The organism is Thermus sp. NEB1569, from assembly GCF_022385295.1.
GTDB classification, from domain to species: Bacteria; Deinococcota; Deinococci; order Deinococcales; family Thermaceae; genus Thermus; species Thermus scotoductus.
Genome location: NZ_CP092445.1, coordinates 147,406 through 170,808, shown reverse-complemented (window position 1 = coordinate 170,808; position 23,403 = coordinate 147,406). Strand labels below are relative to the sequence as shown.

At 66.3% G+C, this 23,403-nt stretch carries 23 protein-coding genes; 13 read left to right on the top strand and 10 right to left on the bottom strand.

Going from position 1 to position 23,403, the window contains the following annotated elements:
- Nucleotides 1–53: 53 nt before the first annotated feature.
- From MI302_RS01390 to MI302_RS01370, 5 genes are read left to right on the top strand one after another with little or no spacing between them, the layout of a single operon-like run.
- On the top strand, nucleotides 54–1,382 hold the full coding sequence (locus MI302_RS01390; protein WP_239726003.1) for an ABC transporter permease subunit: 1,329 nt from the start codon (nucleotides 54–56) through the stop codon (nucleotides 1,380–1,382).
- Nucleotides 1,383–2,702: a sugar ABC transporter permease gene (locus MI302_RS01385; RefSeq protein ID WP_239726002.1), complete on the top strand. Its 1,320-nt coding sequence runs from the start codon at nucleotides 1,383–1,385 to the stop codon at nucleotides 2,700–2,702.
- Nucleotides 2,699–4,408 (top strand): glycoside hydrolase family 13 protein, encoded by a 1,710-nt coding sequence (locus tag MI302_RS01380; protein WP_239726001.1) that lies wholly within the window; start codon nucleotides 2,699–2,701, stop codon nucleotides 4,406–4,408. Before MI302_RS01385 ends, MI302_RS01380 begins: the two co-directional genes overlap by 4 nt.
- Nucleotides 4,409–4,417: 9 nt before the next feature.
- Complete coding sequence (locus tag MI302_RS01375; RefSeq protein WP_239726000.1) at nucleotides 4,418–4,798, top strand: hypothetical protein; 381 nt, start codon at nucleotides 4,418–4,420, stop codon at nucleotides 4,796–4,798.
- Between the two features lie 24 nt (nucleotides 4,799–4,822).
- Nucleotides 4,823–7,063 (top strand): endonuclease MutS2, encoded by a 2,241-nt coding sequence (locus MI302_RS01370; protein ID WP_239725999.1) that lies wholly within the window; start codon nucleotides 4,823–4,825, stop codon nucleotides 7,061–7,063.
- On the opposite strand, the gene MI302_RS01365 is transcribed toward MI302_RS01370, so the two are convergent.
- Nucleotides 7,060–7,461 (bottom strand): thioesterase family protein, encoded by a 402-nt coding sequence (locus tag MI302_RS01365; RefSeq protein ID WP_015718206.1) that lies wholly within the window; start codon nucleotides 7,459–7,461, stop codon nucleotides 7,060–7,062. The genes MI302_RS01370 and MI302_RS01365 overlap by 4 nt on opposite strands.
- Nucleotides 7,462–7,510: 49 nt before the next feature.
- On the opposite strand from MI302_RS01365, the gene MI302_RS01360 reads away from it, so the two are divergent.
- Together MI302_RS01360 and MI302_RS01355 are read left to right on the top strand one after the other, a co-directional pair.
- Nucleotides 7,511–9,199, top strand: coding sequence for a M3 family oligoendopeptidase (locus tag MI302_RS01360; RefSeq protein ID WP_015718207.1), 1,689 nt, complete (start codon nucleotides 7,511–7,513; stop codon nucleotides 9,197–9,199).
- A 56-nt stretch (nucleotides 9,200–9,255) separates the two neighbouring features.
- Entirely contained in the window at nucleotides 9,256–9,705 is a 450-nt protein-coding gene (locus MI302_RS01355) for an arsenate reductase ArsC (protein WP_239725998.1), read from the top strand.
- Nucleotides 9,706–9,707: 2 nt separating this feature from the next.
- Here MI302_RS01355 and ubiE read toward each other — a convergent pair whose 3' ends face one another.
- A complete protein-coding gene (ubiE, locus tag MI302_RS01350) occupies nucleotides 9,708–10,385 on the bottom strand; it encodes a bifunctional demethylmenaquinone methyltransferase/2-methoxy-6-polyprenyl-1,4-benzoquinol methylase UbiE (protein ID WP_239726482.1) in 678 nt (225 codons plus the stop codon).
- A 102-nt stretch (nucleotides 10,386–10,487) separates the two neighbouring features.
- On the opposite strand from ubiE, the gene MI302_RS01345 reads away from it, so the two are divergent.
- Together MI302_RS01345 and MI302_RS01340 are read left to right on the top strand one after the other, a co-directional pair.
- Complete coding sequence (locus MI302_RS01345; RefSeq protein WP_239725997.1) at nucleotides 10,488–12,320, top strand: ABC transporter permease; 1,833 nt, start codon at nucleotides 10,488–10,490, stop codon at nucleotides 12,318–12,320.
- Nucleotides 12,317–13,240 (top strand): ABC transporter permease, encoded by a 924-nt coding sequence (locus MI302_RS01340; protein WP_019550342.1) that lies wholly within the window; start codon nucleotides 12,317–12,319, stop codon nucleotides 13,238–13,240. Before MI302_RS01345 ends, MI302_RS01340 begins: the two co-directional genes overlap by 4 nt.
- Here MI302_RS01340 and MI302_RS01335 read toward each other — a convergent pair.
- From MI302_RS01335 to MI302_RS01320, 4 genes are read right to left on the bottom strand one after another with little or no spacing between them, the layout of a single operon-like run.
- Nucleotides 13,228–13,503 carry a hypothetical protein gene (locus MI302_RS01335; RefSeq protein ID WP_239725996.1) on the bottom strand — a complete coding sequence of 92 codons (276 nt, stop codon included), beginning with the start codon at nucleotides 13,501–13,503 and terminating at the stop codon, nucleotides 13,228–13,230. The genes MI302_RS01340 and MI302_RS01335 overlap by 13 nt on opposite strands.
- A gap of 1 nt (nucleotide 13,504) precedes the next feature.
- Nucleotides 13,505–14,293, bottom strand: coding sequence for a regulatory iron-sulfur-containing complex subunit RicT (locus MI302_RS01330; RefSeq protein ID WP_239725995.1), 789 nt, complete (start codon nucleotides 14,291–14,293; stop codon nucleotides 13,505–13,507).
- Nucleotides 14,290–15,099 carry a DNA polymerase III subunit delta' gene (locus MI302_RS01325; protein ID WP_126205237.1) on the bottom strand — a complete coding sequence of 270 codons (810 nt, stop codon included), beginning with the start codon at nucleotides 15,097–15,099 and terminating at the stop codon, nucleotides 14,290–14,292. Before MI302_RS01325 ends, MI302_RS01330 begins: the two co-directional genes overlap by 4 nt.
- A complete protein-coding gene (locus tag MI302_RS01320) occupies nucleotides 15,066–15,788 on the bottom strand; it encodes a metallophosphoesterase (protein ID WP_239725994.1) in 723 nt (240 codons plus the stop codon). Before MI302_RS01320 ends, MI302_RS01325 begins: the two co-directional genes overlap by 34 nt.
- Nucleotides 15,789–15,811: 23 nt before the next feature.
- On the opposite strand from MI302_RS01320, the gene MI302_RS01315 reads away from it, so the two are divergent.
- Both MI302_RS01315 and MI302_RS01310 read left to right on the top strand, forming a co-directional pair.
- Complete coding sequence (locus MI302_RS01315; RefSeq protein ID WP_239725993.1) at nucleotides 15,812–16,435, top strand: hypothetical protein; 624 nt, start codon at nucleotides 15,812–15,814, stop codon at nucleotides 16,433–16,435.
- Between the two features lie 13 nt (nucleotides 16,436–16,448).
- Nucleotides 16,449–16,649, top strand: coding sequence for a hypothetical protein (locus MI302_RS01310; RefSeq protein WP_239725992.1), 201 nt, complete (start codon nucleotides 16,449–16,451; stop codon nucleotides 16,647–16,649).
- Between the two features lie 55 nt (nucleotides 16,650–16,704).
- Here the strand turns inward: MI302_RS01310 and MI302_RS01305 are convergent, their stop codons facing one another.
- Both MI302_RS01305 and MI302_RS01300 read right to left on the bottom strand, forming a co-directional pair.
- Nucleotides 16,705–17,124: a hypothetical protein gene (locus MI302_RS01305; protein WP_019550349.1), complete on the bottom strand. Its 420-nt coding sequence runs from the start codon at nucleotides 17,122–17,124 to the stop codon at nucleotides 16,705–16,707.
- Nucleotides 17,125–17,169: 45 nt separating this feature from the next.
- Nucleotides 17,170–18,138, bottom strand: coding sequence for a hypothetical protein (locus tag MI302_RS01300; RefSeq protein ID WP_239725991.1), 969 nt, complete (start codon nucleotides 18,136–18,138; stop codon nucleotides 17,170–17,172).
- Between MI302_RS01300 and MI302_RS01295 the strand changes: the two genes are divergently transcribed.
- Both MI302_RS01295 and MI302_RS01290 read left to right on the top strand, forming a co-directional pair.
- A complete protein-coding gene (locus MI302_RS01295; RefSeq protein ID WP_239725990.1) occupies nucleotides 18,095–19,318 on the top strand; it encodes an MFS transporter in 1,224 nt (407 codons plus the stop codon). The two genes, MI302_RS01300 and MI302_RS01295, sit on opposite strands and share 44 nt — an antisense overlap.
- Before the next feature lie 34 nt (nucleotides 19,319–19,352).
- Nucleotides 19,353–20,672, top strand: a complete 1,320-nt coding sequence (locus tag MI302_RS01290) for an S-layer homology domain-containing protein (protein ID WP_239725989.1) — start codon at nucleotides 19,353–19,355, stop codon at nucleotides 20,670–20,672.
- On the opposite strand, the gene MI302_RS01285 is transcribed toward MI302_RS01290, so the two are convergent.
- Both MI302_RS01285 and MI302_RS01280 read right to left on the bottom strand, forming a co-directional pair.
- Nucleotides 20,669–22,015, bottom strand: coding sequence for a S8 family serine peptidase (locus MI302_RS01285; protein ID WP_239725988.1), 1,347 nt, complete (start codon nucleotides 22,013–22,015; stop codon nucleotides 20,669–20,671). The genes MI302_RS01290 and MI302_RS01285 overlap by 4 nt on opposite strands.
- Nucleotides 22,012–23,283 carry a carboxypeptidase-like regulatory domain-containing protein gene (locus tag MI302_RS01280; RefSeq protein WP_239725987.1) on the bottom strand — a complete coding sequence of 424 codons (1,272 nt, stop codon included), beginning with the start codon at nucleotides 23,281–23,283 and terminating at the stop codon, nucleotides 22,012–22,014. The genes MI302_RS01285 and MI302_RS01280 overlap by 4 nt, the downstream gene beginning before the upstream one ends.
- Between the last annotated feature and the right edge of the window lie 120 nt (nucleotides 23,284–23,403).

The following is a 23,403-nucleotide window of genomic DNA, read 5'->3' as shown; positions in this document are numbered from 1 at the left end:
ATGTCGGCCCCCCATGGGACCTCCTTCCCCCGTGGGGGGCGTATCTTTAAGCCATGAAACACCCTCCTGGCCTTAAGGGTTTTCTCCTGGCCCTGTCCTTGCTTTTGGGCCTCCTGATCCTGTCCACAGGGGTGGGCATCCTGGGATATCTGGCCCTCGAGGCCTACCTGGCCCCTCCGGGTTGGACCATCCTGGTCTTGGCCCTTTTGGTCCTGGTACCGGGGGCGGTGGCCTTGGGGCGGCTTTTCCCTTGGCTTACGGACTGGTACTACTTCCTCCCCGCCCTGGCCTTCCTCCTGGTGTTCACCCTCTACCCTATAGGTCTCACGGTCTACCTGGCCTTCACCGACTACTCTGGGGCCCGCAATGGCTTCCCCGACCGCTCCACAGAAACCCGGGTGGTGGGGCAGGAAGGGGCGCGGCTCGTCCTCGAGACCGACGCCAAGGAGGCCCTGCGGTGCGACCCCTGCCAGGGGGAACCGGTGGAGGTCTACGCCGAGGGGCACCGCCTGCGGGCCCGCATCCTGGAGGTGGAGGGAAAAACCCTCCTCCTGGACCGAACCCCTCCCTTCCCAGCGGAGTTCGTGGCCAAGGTGAACGCCTTCCGCTTCGTGGGCCTGAAGAACTTCGCCTTCATCCTCTCCCAGGCGAACCAGGCCCTCCTGCCCGTCTTCGCCTGGAACGTGGTCTTCGCCGCCAGCACCGTGCTTCTGAACGCCCTCCTCGGCCTGGTGCTGGGCCTCGTGCTCAACAACAAGGCCATGAAGCTCAGGAACTTCTACCGCACGGCCCTCATCATCTCCTGGGCCCTGCCCGGGGTCATCACCGTCCAGGTCTGGGTGGCCCTCCTCAACTACAACTTCGGGGCCATCAACCGGCTCCTGGGAGTCTTAGGCATCTACCCCATCCCCTGGCTCAACGACCCCGACTGGGCCAAGGTGGCCGTCCTCCTCGTGAACCTCTGGCTCGGCTTCCCCTACATGATGACGGCCACCCTGGGGGCCCTTTCCACCATCCCCGACGAGCTCTACGAGGCGGCCAAGGTGGACGGGGCCACCCCCTGGCAGGCCCTTCGCCACATCACCCTCCCCCTTCTGGAGAAGCCCATGCTGCCCATCCTCCTCTCCTCCTTCGCCTTCAACTTCAACAACTTCTACCTCATCTACCTCCTCACCGGGGGTGGCCCGGCCCAGGAGGGCCGTCTGGCCACGGCCCAGGCTACGGACATCCTCATCTCCTGGGCCTACAAGACGGCCTTCAGCGCCGAGGGGCAGTCGGCCTACGGCCTGGGGGCGGCGATTAGCCTCATCATCTTCGCCATCACCGTGCTCATTAGCCTGGTGAACTTCCGCGTTACGGGGGTTTTAAGGGAGGTGCGGTAGATGCGAAAGGCCTTGGGCTTCCTCTTTATGGGCCTTGTCCTTTACGGGGTTTACTGGTTCGCCGCAAACCGCCTCTTTGACGAAGGGTCCTACCGCAAGCAGGTGGCCTTCGGAAGCATTTTCGTCCCCTACGGCTGGGCCTATGCCCTGGGCTTCCTCTTGGGGCTTGTGCTCCTCCTGCTGCTCTACAGCCTCCTGCACACTGCGGTGGCCAACCGCCTGCAGGGGCGGAGGCGGAGCCCCTGGCCCCTTTTCCTCCAGGGGATCACCCACCTCTTCCTCTGGGTGCTGATCCTCTTGGTCTACTACCCCGTGGTCCAGGTGGTGGCCGCCAGCTTTGACCCCACCAACAACCTCTTCAGCTTCCGCCGCCCCGAAACGGGGTTCCTCCTGCTGGACGCCAAGGTGATCCCCTACCTGCCCAACCCCTCCCTGGAAAACTACGCCAAGCTGATGGAAGGAGTGATCCTCTACCCCTACCAGGTGGGTCTCCTCCTCCTGGCGGGGCTGGCCCTTGTGGGGGTGGCCCTGATCGGCCTCCTGCGCCGCCTCCTGCCCGAGGAGGACTGGATGAACCTCTGGCAGGGAAGGCTCCTTCTCCTCATGGCCCTTTTAGTCTTCGCCCTAGCCCTCCTCCTCTCCCCCAGGCAGTTCACCGGGCAGGGAACCGAGACCAAGTTCCTCCTTTGGGTGCGGAACACCTTCTTGATCTCGGGGCTCACGGGCCTCCTCGCCGTCCTCCTCACCGCCACGGCGGGCTACGCCTTCGCCCGCTTCCGCCACCTGCCGGGGCGCTACCCCATGCTCCTCTTCTTCATCTTCGTGCAGATGTTCCCGGGCTTCTTGGCCCTGGTGGCCATCTACTACCTGCTTTCCCGGCTGGACCTCCTGAACACCTTCACGGGGTTGGTCCTGGCCTACTCCGGGGGGATCATCAGCTTCGGCACCTGGGTCTACAAGGGCTATCTGGAGAGCATCAGCCCGAGCCTCGAGGAGGCGGCCATGGTGGACGGGGCCACGAGGTGGCAGGTCTTCACCAGGATCCTCCTTCCCCTCTCCGCCCCCATGTTCGTCTTCATCTTCCTCCTGCAGTTCGTGGGCACCTACTCGGAGTTCGTCCTGGCCAACCTGGTGCTCACCGGGGTGGAGAGCTGGAACGTGGGGGTGGGCCTAAGAAGCTTCACCACCGGGCAGTTCCAGACCAAGTGGGGCATCTTCGCTGCGGCCAGCGTCTTGGGCTCCTTGCCCATCCTCTTCCTCTTCTACGGCTTCCAGCAGTACTTTGTTTCCGGGTACACCGCTGGGGCGGTGAAAGAATGACCTACCACGACCTGGAGCACGTCCATCCACCCTTCCCCAGCCTGGGGGATGAGGTGGAGCTTTTCCTAGAAACCCCCGCCAAGGAGGGGTTCCTCCTTTACGAGAAGGACGGCGAGCTCCACCAGAAGCCGCTGCGGCCGGCTCCTGGGGGGCTTAGGGCCCGGGTGGCGGTGCACGCAAGCCCCTTCCGCTACTGCTTCCGCTTGCCCCAAGGCTTTTTGGGAAGCCACGGCCTGGAGAAAACCCTCCCCCGCTACGACCGCTTCTTCCACCTCCTGGCGGGGCCGCACCCCCCGGAGTGGGCCTTGGGAGCGGTTTACTACCAGATTTTCCCCGACCGCTTCCGCCAGGGGCGCCCCGAGCTTGCCCCAAAGGAGGGGGCCTGGCTTTACGGGGGGAAGCCCATCCGGCGCAAGGCCTGGGACGAGCCCCCGGGGGAGGACGGGGCCCGGGAGTTCTACGGGGGGGATTTGTGGGGGGTTCTGGAGGCCCTCCCCTACTTGGAGGGCCTGGGGGTGGAGGTTCTCTACCTCACCCCCATCTTCCAAAGCCCCAGTAGCCACCGCTACGACACCGAGGACTACCTAAGGGTGGACCCCCACCTGGGGGGGGAGGAGGCGCTTAGGGCGCTCTACGAGGCCCTCGAGGCCCGGGGGATGCGGCTCATCCTGGACGGGGTTTTCAACCACGTGGGGGCGACCCACCCCTGGTTCCAGAAGGCCCTGGAAGACCCCACCGCCCCCGAACGAGGGATGTTTACCTTTTATCCGGACGGGAGCTACGCCAGCTTCTGGGGCGTGAAGCACATGCCTAAGCTGGACTACGCCTCCTCCCTTACCCAGGAGCGCTTCGTCCATAGCTCCAAGGCCCCCGTCCGCTACTGGATGCGCCTTGCCCACGGCTGGCGGCTGGACGTGGCCCACTCCATCGGGGAAGGGGGCACGAACCGGAAAAACGCCCGCTGGCTTAGGGCCCTCGCCCGGGCCGCCAAGGAGGAGCGGGAGGATGCCCTGGTCTTCGGGGAGCTTTCCTACGACACCATCCCCACCCTGCGGGCCCACACCCTGGACGGGGCCATGCACTACGCGGGCTTCGCCCACCCGGTGATGGAGTGGCTCTCCGGGCGGGACGTGCATGGGAAAGCGGTGTCCGTGGAGGCCCAGGCAGCCTGGGCGGCGCTTTGGGACCATTACCAGGCCCTACCCCTCCAGGTACGCCACGCCATGTACACCTTCGTCTCCTCCCACGACATCCCCCGGGCCCTTTGGCGACTAAGGGGGGACAAGGAGCGCTTCAAGCTGGCCTATGCCCTCCTCTTCGCCTTCCCGGGAAGCCCCGCCATCTACTACGGGGACGAGGTGGGCCTTTCCCAACCCAACCCCTACGCAAAGTGGCAAGGGGATCCCTACTGCCGGGCTCCCTTCCCCTGGAACGAAAGCGCATGGAACCTCGAGGTCTTGACCCTGATCCGCAGGCTGGTAAAGCTTAAGCGCACCCACCCTGCCCTGCGCCTGGGAGGGCTTCTTCCCTTAGAGGCTGGCAAAGGAGTGTTGGCCTTCAGAAGGCGCTACCAAGGCCAGGAGGTCTGGGCTTTTTTCGCCCCAAAGGGGACCAGGCTCACCCTCCCCCGGGGGCTGGACCTGCTGACGGAAAGAGAGGTGGAAGGGGAAGTGGAGGCCACTTACCTCCTCTTCCAGCCCTTATAATGGAAACCCATGCGGCTTAAGCGGTTTGGCCCAAAGGCGCGCCGGGTGGGCAAGCCCCGGATCCAACCCAAAGAGGCTTCCCCAACTGAAGGAGGCCTCTTGGTGCGGATGGAAACCCTAATACCACCCCACCCTGGCTTGCGCCAGGGTGGGGAAGACCCCATGACTCCTGGCTTCCGCAGGCGGCTTGCCGCCTTGCTCCAGGAGGTCAAGGCCCGCTGGGGAAACCTTACCCCAGAGGAGCGCAGGCGGCTCCTCTCCCTCCTCGCTGGGCTTCTTTCCCTCCTACCCCTTGGACGGCTGGGCCGGGTAGGCTTACTTCTGGAAAAGGCCCTGGGCCCAGGTGGCCAGGTTGCCTTCTCCCTTCTTCTGCGCCTGTTGAGACGCTAGGGTTTCCCGGTATACTGGACCTTTGTGCGGGATGTCCTCGAGGTCCTGGAGTTCCCCAAGGTCCGCGCCCTCCTGGCGGAAAGGGCCAAGACCCCCTTGGGGCGAAGGCTGGCCTTGGCCCTTGCCCCCCTCTCCCAGGAGGAGGCGGAAAGGCGCCACCAGCTAACCCAGGAGGCCTTAGCCTATCCCTACACCCTTCCCGAGGCGGGGGCCCTCGAGGAAGCCTACCAAAAAGCCCAAGGCGGGGCCAGGCTTTCGGGCCTCGAGCTCCTTAAAGGAGCCCAGGCCCTGGAGGAGGCCATAGCCCTCAAGGAGGAGCTTCTTCCCCTACAAAACCTCCTGAGCCAGGTGGCGGCGGGCATCGGGGACCACGGGGCCTTCCTCGCCAAGATCAGGAAAGCCCTGGACGAGGAAGGAGCCGTGCGGGATGAGGCAAGCCCCAAGCTTTTCGCCATCCGCCGGGAACTCAAGCCCCTGCGCCAACAGATCCTGGACAAACTCTACGCCCTCATGGACCGCCACCCCGAGGCGATCCAGGACCGGTTCGTCACCCTGCGCCGCGAGCGCTACTGTATCCCCGTGCGCGCGGGGATGGCCCAAAGGATTCCCGGCCTTCTCCTGGATGAGTCCGAATCCGGGGCCACCCTTTTCATAGAACCCCTTTCCGTGGTGAAGCTGAACAACCGCCTCCAAACCCTGCGCCTTCAGGAGGAGGAGGAGGTAAACCGCATCCTACGGGAGCTTTCCGAGGCCCTGGCGGCCGATGAGGAACTGTCCGGCACCCTTAAGGCCCTGGGCCTTCTGGACCTCGTCCAGGCCCAGGCAGCCCTGGCCCGGGATTTCGGGCTTAGCCGGCCCCGCTTCGGGGAAGCCTACGAGCTTTTCCAAGCCTTCCACCCCCTCATCCCCAATCCCGTCCCCAACTCCCTGGCCCTGGACGGGGAAAAGCGCCTCATCCTCATCTCCGGCCCCAACATGGGGGGAAAGACGGCCCTCCTAAAAACCCTGGGCCTTGCGGTGCTCATGGCCCAGTCGGGGCTTTTCGTGGCGGCCAAGAAGGCCACCTTGGCCTGGCCCGACAGGGTCTTCGCCGACATCGGCGATGAGCAATCCCTTCAGGAAAACCTTTCCACCTTCGCCGGACACTTAAGAAGGCTCAAGGAGATGCTGGAAAGCGCCACGGCCCAAAGCCTGGTCCTCATCGACGAGCTGGGTAGCGGCACCGACCCCGAGGAGGGAGCCGCCCTTTCCCAGGCCATCCTGGAAGCCCTCCTGGAAAAAGGGGTCAAGGGCCTGGTCACCACCCACCTCTCCCCCCTGAAGGCCTTCGCCCAGGGGCGAGCGGGCATCCAAAACGCCTCCATGCGCTTTGACCTGGAGGGCCTGCGCCCCACCTACGAGCTGGTCCTGGGGGTGCCTGGGCGGAGCTACGCCCTAGCCATCGCCAGGAGGCTTTCCCTGCCCGAGGCGGTGCTGAAGCGGGCGGAAAGCCTTCTGCCCCAGGGGGGAAGGCTGGAAGCCCTCCTGGAGGAGCTGGAGGCGGAAAGGTTACGCCTGGAGGAGGAAAGAAGCCAACTCCTCTCCCAGATGGCCCAGGTGGAAGCCTTAAGGAAGCGGCTGGAGGAACGGGAAGCCCGTTTTGAGGAGGAGCGGCAGGAAAGGCTCAAGGCCCTGGAGGAGGAGGTCCGCCAGAAGCTCCTAAAGGTGGAGGCCGAGCTCAAAGCCCTCAAGGAAAAGGCCAAAACCCAAGGGAAAAAGGACGCCCTGCGGGAGCTTTTGGCCCTGAGGGAAAGGTATGCCAGGGCCACGCCCAAGGGTGCCTGGGAGGTGCCTAGGGGCCTCGAGGCGGGACAGATGGTGGAGATCCCCTCCCTGAGGCGTCAGGGAAGGCTTTTGGAGCTAAGGGGAGAGGAAGCCCTGGTCCAGGTGGGCCCGGTGAAGATGACGGTGAAGGCCAAGGAGCTCACCCCCCTTAAGGCCCAGGAAACCCCAAAGGCCATCGGCCTAAAACCGCGAAGGGAGGTGAAGGAGGTGGACCTCAGGGGGCTTACCGTGGAGGAAGCCCTCCTGGAGGTGGACTCCGCCCTGGAGGAGGCCCGCGCCTTGGGCCTCCCCACCCTGCGCCTCCTTCACGGCAAGGGTACCGGAGCCCTAAGGCAGGCCATCCGCGAGGCCCTAAGGCGGGACAAACGGGTGGAAACCTTCGCCGACGCCCCTCCCCACGAGGGCGGGCATGGGGTCACGGTGGTGGTGCTGAAGGGCTAGAAGGAGCGGCCTTCCAGGGCCTCTATGCGCCCTCGGATGACCGGGGGCAAAGGAGCAGGCCTGCCTCCTTCCAGCCAAACCTGGACCGTCTTGCCCCGAGCAGCCTCCTCCCCCCTGGCCAGGAGGAGGTACTCCATGTCAAAGCTACTCCGCCCGATGCGCACCACCCGCACCCCCACCTCCACGGGATCCTCGAGGAAAACGGGCTTCAGAAAATCAACCTCCGCCCGGGCCAGGATGAAATGCCCCTTCTCCACCCAGTCCCTTTCCAATCTCTGGAAGTAAGCGGCGCGGGCCACCTCAAAGTAGGTGAGGTAGACCGCGTTATTCACATGCCCCAGGGCATCCAGGTCGCGGAAGCGCACCTGTATGGGTACGGATACGGGAAAACCCTCCACGAAGCCAGAGTATACCACGGCTGACCCGCGGGTCAGGTATAGTGGGGCCATGGAAACCACGTGGGATCTAACCCCCCTTTTCCCCGGCCTGGAAAGCCCCGAGTTCCAGGCAGCCTGGGAAGGCGTGAGGAAGCGGATTGGTCAGCTCAAGGAGCAGGTGGACCAACAAGCCCCTCTAAAGGAGGTCCTGGCCTCCCTGGACGCCCTTTTGGAGGAATCCACCCCCCTTTGGGCCTACCTCTACGCCCGCTTCACCGCCGACACCACCGACGAGGCCGCCTTGGCCAAGCTCTCCGAGCTGGAGGTGCTCTTCCTGGACTTCGCCCGCCTAAGGCCCCGCCTCACCCGCTACCTGGCCCTGCAGGACCCCGAGGAGGCGGGGCCTTACCGCATCCTGGTGGAGGAGGCCCGGGAGGAAGCCCTGCACATGATGCCCGAAGGAGAGGAGGTCTTGGCGGCGGAACTATCCCTCTCCGGACGCCAGGCCTGGTCCAAGCTCCACGAGAACCTCACCAGCCAGATCACCGCGGTAGTGGACGGGGAGGAGTTGCCCATCACCCAGGTGCGGAACCTCTACTTCCGCCCCGAGGAGGAGGTGCGCAAGAAGGCCTACCAGGCGGAGCTCAAAGCCTGGGAAGGCCACGAGGTGCCCCTGGCCTACGCCCTAAACGGGGTCAAGGGGGAAGCCTCTGTCCTGAACCGCAGGCGGGGCTACCGGGATGACCTCGAGCCCAGCCTGCACCGAAACCGCATCACCCGGAAGGCCCTCATGGCCCTCCTGGAAGCGGTACGGGAAAGCCTTCCCCTCTTCCACCGCTACTACCTCCTGAAGGCCAAGGCTCTGGGCAAGGAAAGGCTGGACTGGTGGGACCTCTTTGCCCCCATCGGAAAGGGCCGGCGCTGGAGCCTGGAGGAGGCCCGGGACTTCATCCGGGAAAAGCTCGCCACCCTGGTCCCGAACGCCGCTAAAGTGGCGGAAACCGCATTCCAAGAGCGCTGGATGGACCTCCTGCCCCGCAAGGGCAAGATCGGCGGGGCTTACTGCATGGGAAGGGGCGGGGGAAAAAGCCTCATCCTGGCCAACTACGAGGAAAGCTTTGAGTCGGTTTCCACCCTGGCCCACGAGCTGGGCCACGCCTACCACAACTTCGCCCTGGCCCGGGTGCCCGCCAGCCTGCGGGAGGTGCCCATGACCCTGGCGGAGACCGCCAGCATCATGAACGAAACCCTGGTGGTGGAGGCGGCCCTTAAGGAAGTCTCCCCGGAAGAGGGGCTTCTCATCCTGGACGCCTACCTGCAAGGAGCGGCCCAGGTGGTGGTGGACATCTATAGCCGCTTCCTCTTTGAGTCCTGGGTCTTTGAGGGAAGGAAGGCCCGGGAGCTTTCCCCCAGGGAGTTCAAGGAGCTCATGCTGAAGGCCCAGAAGGAGGCCTACGGGGAGGTCCTCGCCACCCACCATGCCTACATGTGGGCGGTGAAGGGGCACTACTACGGCTCCGACTTCTACAACTACCCCTACACCTTCGGCCTCCTCTTCGGCTTGGCCGTGTACCAGGAGGCCAAGGAGGACCCGGGCTTTGCCGGGCGCTACGAGGAGCTTCTGGCCACCTCGGGCATGTACCGGGCCAAGGAGCTGGCGGCCCGCTACGGCTTTGACCTGGAAAGCCCCGCCTTCTGGCGAAGGGGGTTTGCGGTTCTGGCTGAGAAGGTGGAGGAGCTGGAGAGGAGGCTTGCCTAGCCCAGCCGGGCACCTTCCTGACCGTCCCCTGACCTGGGGAAGGTTAGGTTTATAGGATGCGTCTTTTGGTTCTTTGCACCCACAACTCCGCCCGCAGCCAGATGGCGGAGGGCTGGCTCCGGCACTGGGCCAGGGAAATGGGAGTGGACCTCGAGGTCCACTCCGCCGGCACCGAGAAGACCTTCGTCAAGGAGGAGGCCAAGCGGGTGATGGCCGAGGTGGGGATTGACCCCACGGGGCACTTCTCCAAAACCCTTTTTGAGCTCCCCGATCCCTGGGACTTCCACCTGGTTCTCACCGTGTGCGATGCCGCCAAGGAAGCCTGCCCCGCCTACCCCGCAAAGACGGCAAAGCGCCATGTTTTCTTCCCCGACCCCTCGGGAAAGCCCCTGGGGGAGTGGCGCAGGGTGCGGGACGCCCTCGGGCGCATGGCCCGCTACCTGGTGGAAAACCTGAAAGTTGGCCGTATCCCCACAGACGAGGAGCTGGAGGAAGCCGCAAGGTAGCCCTATCGGGCTGACCCGGCCTCGAGGTCCCCGATGTGGATGGCAGCCACCCCGAAGGTAAGGAGTTCGTAGCGCACCTTGAAGCCCGCCTCCTCCATCATGCCCTTTAAGGCTTCCGGCGGGGGAAAGGCCTCCACGCTTTCCGGCAGGTAGCGGTAGGCCCCGAAGCTACCCGAGATCACCCCCCCCAGGAAGGGAAGGAGCCTCTGGAAGTAAACCCGGTAAACCAGGCCAAAGACCCCCCTGGGAGGCGGGGGAAACTCCAGGATGACCAGCCGCCCCCCCGGGGCCAGGACCCGGCGGAGCTCGAAAAGAGCCTTACGGTAGTCGGCGAAGTTGCGGAAACCGAAGGCGATGGTGATGGCCTCAAAGCTCCCTTGGGGAAAAGGCAGGGACAGGGCATCGGCTTCCAGAAACTCCACCGCAAGGCCCTGCGCCCGGGCTTTCCTGCGGGCGATCTCCAGCATGGGCAGGGCGAAGTCCGCCCCCACCACCTGAGCCGTGGGCGCCTTCCTCTTCAACATAAGGGCCAGGTCTCCCGTACCCGTGGCCAGGTCCAGGATGCGCCCGGGATTTTTTTCCAAAGCCAGGGCCACCGCCCGCCTGCGCCAGCGAAGATCGGCGCCAAAGGAAAGAAGCCGGTTCAAAAGGTCGTAGCGGGGAGCGATCTCCGCAAACATGCGCCGCACCCGCTCGGCCTTTTCCCGGGGAGAAACCTCCACGAAAGAAGTCTAGCACGGCCCGGGGCCGTAGACCTACGGGACTAGGGTACAATCGTGGGCGTGTGGAAGGACCGTAAGCGCCTGGGAATCCTGGTGGCCCTGGGGGGAGGGGTTCTCCTCCTTCTCTGGTACCTGGCGCCCTGGGCGGTACCCCATCGCCTTTTTGGCGGGGAAGGCGTGCTTTTAAGCCCCTTCGGCCACCATCTCCCCCAGGGAACCTTGCCCCCGGGCTACGGGGACGGCTGGCTTTGGGGTGTCTTCTATCCCTCCCTGGCCTGGCTGGCTTTCACCCTGGTCCTGGCCTGGACTCCCAAGCCCGCCCGGAAGCTTTTCCTCATGGGGATCCTGGGCCTAGGCCTCTTCCTCCTCACCTACCTTCTCTTCCAAGCCAGCGTGGCCCAGGTGAACGCGGGTGCGGAAAGGCCCATCCTCAGGCGGTACAGCCTGGGGCTTGGCAGCTACGCCACCTTGGCCTTTAGCCTTTACCTTCTCCTCCTTTCCAGGCTCTTCTCCCCGGGTGGCCTGGCCTTTTTGGTGCGCCGCCGGGGGGTGGTGGTGCCCCTCTTCTCCCTCCTCCTGGCCTCCTTGTTGGGCGGCGTCATCGTGGCGGTGATGAAGAAGGCCCCAGGAGAGGCCGAGACCCTAAGGGAAGCCTGGATGCTGAAGCTGGACCTCATCACCTACACCTACCAGCTCCTTTTTAGCCCCCTGGTCAACCCCTCGGGCTTCCTGCAAAGCCTCCTCCTGGCCACCCCCTTGATCTTCACCGGGCTAGCCGTGGCCTTGGGCTTCCGCGGAGGGCTTTTCAACATCGGGGCCCCAGGGCAGCTCATCCTGGGGGCCATCGCCGCCATGCTGGTGGGGGTGTACCTGCCGGGACCCAGGTGGCTGGTTCTGCCCCTCGCCATCCTGGCCGCCGCTTTAGCCGGAGGGCTTTGGGGTGCCCTGCCCGGCTGGCTTAAGGCCCGCTTCGGGGCCCACGAGGTGATCAACACCATCATGCTGAACTACATCGCCGCAAGTCTGTTCCTTTTCCTCATCTCCGCCAACGAGTACAAGTTCTTCGGCCGCACCCTGTACCTGCCCTTCAAATACCCAGGGTACGAGGCCCGTAGCCACGAGATCCGTCCCGAGGCCCGCATCCCCCATTGGACCGAGCTTTTGGCCCCGGGGGGAGAGCTATCCTGGGCCTTGCCCTTCGCCCTCCTTCTGGGCCTATTGGGCTACTTCCTCACCCGGAAGAGCCTGGGCCACCGGGTGCTCATGGGCCTCCTCGGAGGAGTGGCGGGCTACGCGGTGGGCGGCCTTCTACCGGGACCCGCGGTGAACTTCGGCCCCGACCTCACCTCGGTGCGGCTCAACGGGGCCTTCCTTTTGGCCCTTTTGGCCCTTCTCTTCTTCCACTTCTACGTCTTCCGCACCGTGGGAGGGTACGAGCTTAGGGCCATGGGCCTGGCCCCCAAGGCGGCGGAGTACGGAGGGGTGCTTGCCGGGCGGAAGATGGTGCTCATCATGTTCCTGGCAGGGGCCTTGGCGGGCCTGGCCGCCACCCACTACGTGCTGGGCGGGGGGATTGACGAGTACCGCCTGAAGCAATCCCTTCCCTATTCCGTGGGCTTTGACGGCATCGCCGTGGCCCTGATGGGCCAGAACACCCCCTTGGGGGTGGGCCTCGCCGCCTGGCTTTTCGGCATCCTCCTCACGGGCGGATTGCAGGTGAACCTGCAGCTCGGCATCAGCCGGGAACTGGTGGCGGTGCTTCAGGCCTTGATCGTTCTCTTCATCGCCGCAGGGGGCTTTTTGCCCCGCTACTTCACCGACCCCCTGCGAGCAGCCGAGGTGGAGCTTAGGGAAGAAAGCCGAAAGCGAGAGGAAAGGGAGGAGACCCCATGAACCTGGACGCTGCCTTTTGGATCGCCCTCTTCTTTTCCACCCTGCGCCAGACCACGCCCCTTTTGCTCACCGCCTTGGGGGGGATGTTCTCCGAAAGGAGCGGGGTGGTGAACATCGCCCTCGAGGGCATCATCCTCTTCGGAGCCCTCACCGCCGCGGTGGTGGTGGAAAGGGTGGAACACACCTTAGGCCCCGGCCCCCATCCCTGGCTTCCCTGGCTTGGGGTCCTAAGCGCCATGCTGGTGGGAGGGCTGGTGGCCCTGGTGCATGCGGTGGTCTCCATCAAATACCGGGCCGACCAGATCATCAGCGCCACCGCCATCAACCTCCTGGCCCTGGGAGCCCCCAGCCTGGTGCTCACCTACTTCTACGGCAACGCCACCAACTCCAAGGAGGTGGTAAACCGCCTGCCCCTTTGGGGCTCCGAGGGTTTTGCCCTTTCCCCCTTGGTCTACCTGGCCTTCCTCCTGGTGCCCCTAAGCTGGTGGGTCCTCTTCAAGACCCCCTTCGGCCTGCGCCTCAGGGCCGTGGGCGAGCATCCCGAAGCCGCCGACACCCTGGGGATCAACGTGTACCGCATGCGCTACATCGGGGTGGTGCTCTCCGGAGTTTTGGCCGGCCTCGCCGGGGCCTACCTGGCCATCGGCTTCCTCAACCAGTTCGTGCGGGGCATGTCGGCGGGAATGGGGTTCATCTCCCTGGCAGCCATGATCTTCGGGAAGTGGCACCCCTTGGGTATCCTTTTCTCCACCCTGCTCTTCGGCTTCGCCAGCGCCTTGGCCATCCAGCTTCAGGGCACGGAGATCCTGCCTGCGGTCTTGGTGCAGGCCTTCCCCTACGTGGTCACCGTTCTGGTGCTGGCGGGCTTCATGGGCAAGAGCCGACCCCCGGCGGCGGTGGGAAGGCCCTACGAGAAGTGAAGGACCTTGACCCACCGCCCCAGGCGGTAGCGGAGGCTGAGGGCGCTGCCGTCTTGGAAGCGGAGCTCCACTCGCCCCTTTTCCAAGGTGAAGCCCGCCACCTCCTCCGCCCCTAGACCCTGGGCAAAGTGGGCGAAGCCATCCGAGCGCAGGTAGAGGAAACCCTCCCCCCCAGGGGCAAGGAGGAAGATCTGGGCCTCGGTGCCCTGGCGGTTCAGCACCAGGCGGCGCACCTTTCGGGCGAAAACCTGGGCTCCGCTCATCCTAAGCCAGTTCCTCCTTGGACACCTCCACCGCCTTCCCCTCCTCCAGGAGGAGTTCCACCGTCCCCTTCAAGGGGTTCACCTTCTGCACCTTGCCGCACACCCCCTCCTTGGTGCAGACCCGGGCGTTTTTGCGGGGAAGCTCCGCCAAAAGCTCCTGGTACACGGGATGCTCGTAAGCCAGGCAGCAAAGGAGCCGTCCGCAAGGACCCGAGATCTTCTCGGGGTTCAGGGGAAGCCCCTGGTCGCGGGCCAGCTTGATGGAAACCTGGGCGAAACCCTGTAGCCAGGTGGAGCAGCAAGACTCCATCCCGCAGGCACCCAGGGTGCCCAGGTAGGCAGCCTCCTCCCGGGGGCCCTCGGCCAAAAACTCCACCCGGGCCCCGAACCGCTCGGAAAGCTCCCGGGTGAAGCGCTTGAGGTTCACCCGCTCCTCCGCGGCGTAGTGCACGGTGAGGTGCCGGCCATCCAGGGTGAAGTCGCACCCCAGGACCTTGGCCCTCACTCCCTCTTCCTGAAGGCGGGCCCGCAGGTAAAAGGTCGCCTCCTCCGCCCTGGCCCGGAGCCTCGAGGCCAGGTCCAGATCCTCCTTGGTGGCCAGGCGCACCACCTCCCCGGCCTCCTTCTCCTTGCGGGGCGGGGTGCGCACTTTGCCCACCTCCAGGCCCCGGCTGGTGCGCACCACCACATACGCCTCCAGGGGTGGGGGATCCCCTTGGAAACGGAAGTAGCGCAGGACAGGGGTGCGGGCTTTGCGCAGATCGGCGTGCAGGCGAACGCCCACGGTCATGTTTCCAAGTCTAAGGCCAATCGGGCCAGGACCAGGTCCGGGCTCACATACCGCTCCAGAGCCTCCCAGGCGGCCTCGAGGGCCAGAAGCGCCTGCGGACGGTGGCGGAAGGCGGCATAAAGGGCGAAAATCCCTTCCTCGTCCGCGAAGAGCTCCTTCAGGAGGCCAAACCGCCGCCAGGAGGAGGCGCCACCCACCTCCCTGGCCTTCTCCATGCGGGCGCGAAAGGCAGTGGGGTCGGCCAGAGCCCTTAAGAGCCGGCCTGGAGCCCCGCCGGCGTAAGCCAGAAGCTCCGGGTCCTGGGTCAAGGGGTAAAGCCGCTCCTCAGGCACCGGGGCAAAGGCCACCTCCAGGGCCCGGCTGGCCAAGGTGGGAAGTAGGGTGGCACGGCTTGGGGCGATGAGGACGATGCGCCCGTAGGAGGGAGGTTCCTCCAGAAGCTTCAAAAGGGCGTTGGCCGCCGCCTCGGTAAGGAGGTGGGCGGCATCCAGGATGGCCACCTTGACCCGCTCCCGGGGGTGGGTGGCGAACCAGTCGAAAAGGGGTTCCACCTCCTCGAGGCGGATCTCCACCCGCCCCTTCAAACCCCGCTCCGGGGGACCTATCTCCAGAAGGTCGGGATGCTCCCCCAAGGCGGGGGGAGGAAACCCCCGGTTCAGCCCCCAGGCGTACCAGCGGGCCACCCGGCGCCTCCCCACCCCTTCCGGCCCCGAAAAGAGCAGGGTGGAGGCGCCAAGCCGGGGTAGGAGCTCCAAAATGGCCTCGTGGCCGATTATTCCCCCAGGGTCAGACGCTCGTAGAGCCACGTGGGAAACCCCTCCTCCGCCAGGCGCTGGGCCACCGCCTCCAGGTCGTAATCCACCCGGAAAAAGGCGATCCGGTCCCCTTCCCAAAGGGCAAAGGCCGCCCCCGGCACGTGGTCGCGGGGCTGGCCCACCGAACCTGGGTTGACCAGGGCCCGCACCGTGGGAGGCAAAAGGAGCTCTCCTCCTGCGCTATAGCGCTGGTAGCGCACCCAAGGCCGGGGCCCGGAAAGCTCCAAAAAGGCCCCGGCCAGGTGGGTATGCCCGTGGAAGGTAAGGCGGTGGTCCGTACAGGCGAAGGCCTGGCGGGCCAGCTCCAGCTCGTCCAGGTACTCCAGGGGATCGCAGGGGCTGCCGTGGACCAAAAGCGCCCCCTCCACCTCCTGCTGCCAAGGCCAGGAGGAGAGGAAGTCCAGGTGCCTGGAGGACAACCGCTCCCGTTGCCAGGCCAGGATCTCCAGGACCACCCCTTCCTGGGGCAAACGGTCCAGGGCCAGAAGCCAGGCATCGTGGTTGCCCAAGACGCACTGGGCCCCCACCTCCATGAGCCAGTCCAGCACCCGGTCCCCATCCGGATAGTAGCCCACCGCATCCCCCAGGAAAAGCACCCGGTCAAAGGAGGGAGCGGCCCTTAGCACCGCCTCCAGGGCAGGCCAGTTCCCGTGGATGTCGGAGAGGACCAGGTAGCGCACGGGGTTTAGGATACCATGAGAACATGGTTTCCTCCTTGCTGGAACAGCTTTCCGCAGACCTCGAGGTCCTCTCGGAACACCTCCGGGCAGGACTGGACGAATTCGGCACCCTTTACTGCTACCTGGAAGGCGGCCGAGGAGGAAGGACCTACCTCCTCCACGCCCCCTACGAGGAGGCCTTGGCCGTGCTCCAGGCTCTAAACGGCCTCTCTTTTCGGGGACGGATCCTTCTGGCCCTGGATCCCTCGCCCCTCTCTCCCACCTTAGAGGGCCTTCCCCTTTCCGGCCCCACCCGGGCACCCCTGGCCCACCTCCTGGAAAAAACCCGCCCAGACCGCCTCCTCTTAGCCTTTCCCGGGGAGGGGCTTGGCCAAGGCTTCCCGGGAGCCAAGGAAACCCCAAGGGGCTGGCAACCCCTGGAAGCTGAGGAGGAACCCCTGGTCCTGCGGGTGGAGGCGCCCACGGGCCTCACCTACCAGGAGGTGCGGGCCTACGGGCCCTGGGAAAGCCCTCCTCTTCCCCTTGGGCTACCCATAAGCCCAGGGCCCTATTGGGGAAGCGTGGGCTTGGCCTTGGGGATTCCCACCTACGGGGTGGGTTTGGTAAACTTACGGGCAAGCCTGGAGGCGCTTCTCAGCCTCTGGTAACAGGAGGGAGAATATGATGTACATCGCGCTGTTTGCCTTGGGAGCCGCCCTGGTTACCCTGCTCTTCTACCTGATCCTGAACCCCCGCGTGCTCACCACCGAGGGGGAAACCTTTGACCTGCGCTTTATCCTCTTTATGTTGATGCTCATCGTCCTGGCCGCCAGCACCGTGGCCCTGATGCTGATCTTGGGCAAGATGCACCACCTGCTTTAAACTCCGCGCCCTCCGGCCAAAGGAGGACGCCTTTTGCACTTTCGGGTTTCCCACCTCAGGAAACCCGGCTTGTTTCCCTTTCAGCAAGCTCCTTGCGAAGATACTCCAGGTCCTTTTCCAGGGCCTTGCGGGTGGCCTCGAGAACGGGGGTAAACTCGGGGGGAAACTCCCGGGTCAGGTGGCCCATGCACACCAGAAGCCCTTCCACCATGGCCTTCTCCTGCTCCCGCCGGCGCTTGCCCCCCCGCAGGGCGCTGTAGGCCAGATGCTCCAGCCGCCGCACCACGCACACCCTGGGCTCCCCCCCCACCCCAGCACAGGGAAGCCCCTCCGCACCCCCACAGGCCGCATAGGCCTTGGAGTACAGGGGAGCCAGCTCGGGATGCCCTAAAAGGGCAGGCCCCAGGGGCCCCGCGTGGGCCGCGGCCAGGCGGAGGTACGCAGCGTGGCGGGCACGGCGAATCTCCACCTCCATGGTTCCATCTTAGACAAGGGCCACCGGGACAAATGCCCCAGAGGGCTAGGGAAGCCGGAAAGGGCTCCTCAGCCCGGCCAAGGCGAGGGTCCTGGCTTCCTCCGGGGCCCAGGAGAGGGCCAGGACCCCCCGGTAGGCCCTCAGGGCCCGCTCCCTTTCCCCGGCCAGGTCCAATAGCTGGCCAAAGCGGGCCAGCACGTAGCCCGGCAGGTAGCCGGGGTGCTGGAAATCCATGCGGAACACCTCCTCCATGAGGCTTAAGGCCTCCTGCCACTCCCCCGCCGCCAGGTAGATCTGGGCCGCCAGGTAAAGGGCCTCAGGGCCTCCAATGGCGAAGAGCCCTTCAAGAAGCCCTGTCCAGTCGTCCTCTTCCTTAAGCTGCCAGGCCCGGTCCAAAAGAGCCCTTTGCCGTTCCGCCTCCGTGGGCACATGGACCTTGGGCAAGGCCTCGGGAAAGCTCTTGGCCAGAAGGAGGTAGTCCAGAAGCTCCGCCACCACTACCCCTTCCCGGCCCCTCAAAGCCTCCGCCACCCTTTCCATGCGGCGGGCCCGGAATCCCGTGGCCGGACCTTCCCCGAAGGTCTGGGCGTACCCCTCGTAGATTTGGCCCAGATGGTCCAGGAAGGCCTGGGAGCCCAGGACCTCCGGGGTAAGGGGGGTCTTGAGGAGCTGCAAAAGCTCCTGATCAAAGGCCTGCATCCTCTCCAGATGGGGCTTACCCAAGGGATGCTGGGCTAGGGCTTGGCGGAAGGCCTCGGCTTCCTCCTTAAGGTGCGCCTCCTCGTCCAGGGCCACCACAGGGATGCCCCTCGCCTCCGCCCAGGGAAGCAGGTGAAAGAGAAGGGGGTCCTCCTCCCGCCAAAGCCCTTCCCGCAGGCTTTCCTCCGAGTGGGAGGCCAGGTAGAGGACGGGGGCACCGGCCTTTTCCAAAAGGGCCAGCACCGTGGCGGCGTTGTAGCGTGGATGCAGGATGTGGAAGGGCCCAAGGGAAGGAAGAAGCAGCATCCTCACCATCTTAGACCTTCGGGAGCGCAACTACCGCCTGGCGGTGCTCAACGGCTGGCTGGTGTGGCTGGGGGATACCTTCTTGAACCCCAACATCGTCCTCACCAGCTTCGCCGCCAAGCTGGGGGCCCCGGGAGCCTTAATCGGCCTCCTCCCCGCCTTGCTGCAGGCTGGAGGTATGATCCCCCAGGCCTTCCTGGCCCCCTACGTGGCCCGCTTTCCCCGGAAGATCGTGCTCTACCGGAAGGTGGCGGCCCTAAGGCTTTCCGGGGTGATCCTCATGGCCCTGGCCACCTTCTTCCTGGGTCCCTGGCCCCACCTCCTCCTTGCGGGCTTCCTCGCGGGCCTTCTCCTGAATGCCCTCTTCACCGGGGTCAGTAGCCTCCCCTTCTGGGAGGTGGTGGCCAAGACCACGCCCGTGGAGCGCCGGGCCCACCTCTTCTCCGCCCGGAACCTCATCGGAGGGCTTCTGGCCTTCCTGGCGGGCTTCGGGGTCCGGGGAATCCTTGCCCTTCCCCTTCCCTTTCCCCTTCCCTACGCCCTCCTCTTCGCCCTGGGAGCCTTGGCCTTTGGCATGGGCTGGTACCTTTTCGGTCTCACCCGGGAGCCGGAAGAACCCCCCAAGGAGGAAAGGATCTCCCTGCGCCTGCCCCTCCAGCACCAAGGCTTCCGCCGCTACCTCCGGGTGCGGGTTCTCCTGGGCCTTGCGGGGATGGCCGAGCCCTTTTATGCGGTGTATGCGGTGCGCACCCTGGGACAGGGACAGGAGCTGGGCCTTTACCTCTCCCTTTACGCCCTTTCCTTCACCCTTTCCAACCTGCTTTGGGCCAGGCTGGCGGAGCGGGGCTCCAAGGGGGTGCTCCAGGCCGGGGCTTTCCTGGCCCTCCTCACTCCCCTTCTGGCCCTTCTCCTACCCCGGCACCTCTTCGGTTTGGTCTTCCTCCTCCAGGGGGCCTACCTGGCCGCCTTGGGGCTTTCCACCACCACCTACCTCCTGAACCTGGCCCCGCCCGGGGAGCGGAGCGCCGCCATCGGCCTCGCCAACACCCTGGCAGGGGTTTTCGCCTTCTCCCCGGTTCTCGGGGGATACCTGGTGGACCGCCTGGGCTTTCCTGCCCTCTTCCTCCTGGCCGCCTTCCTCTACGCCCTGGCCCTCCTCCTGGGAAGGAGGCTCCCGGAGGAGGGGTAAGCGAGGCCTATAATGGGGTAGGAGGTGAGGTTGCGTGAAACCTATTCATCGGGTTTTGGCCTCGGTTATCCTTCTTGGCACCCTGGGACTAGCCCAAAACGAGGATCCTCCGCCCTCCCCCTGGGCCCAGGAAGCCGTGGAAATCCTTCTGGCTAAGGGCGTCTTTATCGGATACCCCGACGGGAGCTACCGCTGGCGGGAACCCCTGAGCCGCCAGGAGGCGGCCCTAGCCCTTTACCGCCTTCTGGCCGCCTACGGGCTGGACCGGCTCTCCCCCGAGGAGGTGGATCGCCTCCTTAAGGGGGTAGAAGCCCTAAAGAAGGACCTGGAGGGCCAGGCCCAGTCGCTGGCCGCCCTCAAAGAGGAGAAGGAGGCCCTCGAGGCCAGGGTGCGGGAGCTGGAAGCCAAGCCCGGGACCGACCCTCAGGCCCTCGAGGCCCTCCGGAAGGAGAAGGACGGCCTGGCCCGGCGGGTCCAGGCCCTGGAGGAAGCCCTGAAGGGCCTCGAGGCCGCGCAAAAGGCCCTTCAGGCCCGAAGCCTCGAGGAGGACCTTCGCAGGCTCCAAGAGGCCCAGAAGACCCTCGAGGAGCGCCTAAAGGCCTTGGAGGGCCGCCCCCAAGCCGACCCCAAGGAGCTTGAAGCCCTGAGGAAGGCCCAAGAGGACCAAAGGGGCCGGCTGGAGGCCTTGGAGAAGGCCCGATCCGCCCAAGAAGAGGCCCTGCGGAGGCTAGGGGAAGCGGTGAAGGACCTCCCGGAGGCCAGGCGCCTGGCCCAAGAGGCCCAGGCCCGCCTCCAAGCCTTAGAGCCCCGGGTCGCCGGCCTGGAAAGGGGGCTTAAGGACCTGGAGGACCGTCTCGGCCGCCTGGAAGAGCGCCTCGAGGCCCTGGAGACCGCCCAGGCCCAGGACCGGGCCCGCCTAGAGGCCCTGGAGGCCGAGCTGAAGGCCTTGAAGGCCACCCTGACCCCAAGCCGCCTTCCCCTCCACCTGGGCCTCGCCCTCTACCAGGGGGACGTGCAGAAGGATGGGTACGGCCGCCTTTTCCTGGGCCACGACGCCCTGCTCGGTCCCCTGGGCCTGAGGCTCGCTTACGAGGCCCCCTTCGCCAAGCCCGCCCAAGGCCTCGCCAGCCTAGACCTCACCTTCCGCACCTCCTACGGCGACCTGGACGGCTACTTTGGGGTGGGAGGGGGGCTTTACCTGAATGGCCCCTCCTTTGGCCAGCTCCTGGTGGGCGCCGGGTTCCGCCTGGTACCCTCCCTAAGCCTCTTCCTGGAAGGCCATCAGCGCTACCTCTTTGACGGCCAAGCGAGCCAGCGCTCCACCCTGGCCTTTGGCCTGGCCTTAAGGTTCTAAAAGAGGATGCGCTTGGGCACAAGGCAGGAAGAGGGCCCTAGGGTCAGGTTTTCCTCGTAGTAGCGCCGGCCCTCAGGCAAAGGGGCGGCCACCCTCAGGAGGTAATTCCCCGGGGCAATCTGGAGAAACCTGGCCTCCCCCCGGTCGTCGCTTTGGGCGTAGTAAACCTCGGGCCCTTCCAGGGCGAGATCTGCCCCGGCCACCCCCTCCCCTCCCCGGAAGACCTGCAGGTACAGGCAGGAGGATCGCTGGGTAGGCGAGGCCTGAAGGGCCGCCACCGCATCCGGCCCCGGGGCCGCCTTCAGGGCCCACCGCACGGCAAAGGGCTCCAAGAAGGGACGCCCCGACTTCAGAAGGGCCGCGATCCCGCTCACCGTGGGGGCTGCCATGGAGGTGCCGGAGAGGAGGCCATACCCCCCCCCTGGAAAGGCCGAGTAGATCCGCACCCCCGGGGCCCACACCCCCACCCAGCCCCCCCGGTTGCTGAACCAGGCCGGGTTGCCCCGGCCGTCCGCCGCCCCCACGGCCATGACCCCGGGAAGGGCGGCGGGGTAGAACCGGGCCACGCTCCCCTGGTTGCCCGCCGCCGCCACCACCACCCGAAGCCTCTCCAGGGCGTAGTTCACGGCCTCATGCAGCAGGTGGGAGTAGCCGCTTCCCCCGAAGGAGAGGTTGATCACCTGGGCCCCCTGGTCCACCGCCCACACCAGGGCCTGGGCCACCTGGAAGTCGCCCACATATTCCGGGGAAAAAACCCGCACCGGGAGGAGCACCGCCCCCGGGGCCACCCCCACCCCCTCGCCCACGGCCAGGGCGGCCACGTGGGTGCCGTGGACCTCCCCCTGGCTCTGGTCCGTATCCACCGGAAGAGGCTCCCCCGTGGCCGCGTCCAGCCCCTCGGCCACTCGGCCCCTGAGGGCGGGATGGGTGGCGTCCACCCCGGTGTCCAGGACCGCCACCTTCACCCCGGCCCCGGTGGAAACCCCCCAGGCCTCCTCCGCCCGCACCGCCTGGAGGTGCCAGGCGTAGGGGCTCGCCCCCAGGACCCCCAGGGCCTCGGGAAGAGGCCCATAGCTCCTTTGGCCCTCCCCCTCCACGTACCGGAAGCCCAAGGGCCGAAGGCGCCTTTTGGCCTCCTCTAGGGAAAACCCTGGGGGCAGGCGAAGCCGGGCGGCCTTCAAGGCGGGAAGCCACTCCACACCCCGCGCGGAAAGCCCTTCGGCCGCCCGCTCCACGTCCTCCTCCCGGGCGTAGCCCACCACCAGGGCCAGGCCCTGCCCCTCCGGAGGGCGCGGGGGCGCGCTGCAGGCGGCGAGAAGGAGGAGAAGAAGCGCCCACCTCATGGGATCACCCCAAAGCTCACCGCAGGCCCCGGCACCGCCACCCCCGAGAGGACCCCCTGCCGGTCGGCGGCCACGCTGTAGGCGGAGGGGTTTTCCGCGTCGTCCACGGCGTAGGCCTGGTAGAGCTCAAAGGCGTAGGGGCGCCCGGGAAGGAGGGGGGGCGCCTCCGCCTCCGTGGCCCCTGTGGGCTCCAGAAACCTCCCGCCCCCCGAGAGCTGGTCCCAGATGACCGGAAGGAACCGGAAGGACCGGGCCCCCTCTCCCCCCTCCACCCGCCAGGCCAGCTTTGGGGTAGGGCCGGTGCGGGCCCCCTCCTCGGGGGAGAGGATGCGCAAGGAGAGGGGCGAAAGGGGCGTAGTACACGCAGAGGCCACCCCCTGGGGAGCCTCCACCCGGTAGCACACCCGCTCCCCGGGCCGAAGGCCCGGCAGGGTGTCGGTAAACCCGGTAAACCCCTCGGGGAGCTGGGCCAGGGTGAGGTCCCCCCCGGGGGCCAGGCGCCTTAGAACATAGGGCCCCCCCTCTCCCTCCCAGGAGAGCCGGACGAAGAGGCTGTATCCCCCCCCAAGGTCCAGGGCCTCCACCCGCCGGGCCAGGGTGTAGGCCACGGCCTTGAGGCCCCGCACCGCGCCCGAGGCCTCCCCCTTGGGCAGGTCCAAGGGGATCCGCAGGGCCGTTCGGTTGTTGTTGGCGTCGTAGCCCACCAGCCAGAGCTCCACCGGCCCCCCCATCCCCTTGGGGTCCAGGGTGCGCACCCCTGTGTCCCGGGTCTCCTCCAGGTAGAGGTGCTCCCCCACCCCCGAGACCAGGCTTCCCGGCTGCACCCCCAGGCCCACCAGGAGGGCCAAAGGGGTAAGCCCCCCCTGGGCCTCCATCCCCGCGCGGTAGCGGACCAGGCCCCCCTCCACCCAGGCCTCCCCGGAGACCTGCGGAGGATTCCGGGGCCACTCCCTCCGGAAAGGGGGAAGGGCCACCAGGGGGAGGAAGGTTCGGCCCGCGGGGAGGAAAAGGCCCCGCACCTCACTTCCCGCAAGCCCCTCCCCCTCCACCCAGGCCCGGTAGGGGCCGGGGGGAACGAGGAGGTGGAACCGCCCTCCGGCCTCGGTCCTGGCCCCCCAGGCCCCTTGGGGGCCCTCCAGGTAAACCCAGGCCCCGGCCACGGGAGGCCCCCCGGGCCCCAGGGAGAGGGCGCCCTCCACCTCCGCAAGGCGGGGGGGTGCCGCGCAGGCCGCCAGCCCCAGGAGCACCCCCAGCAGAGCCCCACGCATAGCCCGGATTATATACCGAACCTGGCCCGCCGACGGTCCCAGACGCTGGACCCATACCCTTTACTTTTTTCCTGCGCTTCCCGCTTCCAAAAAAACTTCACGGGGACTTTACCCCGGGGC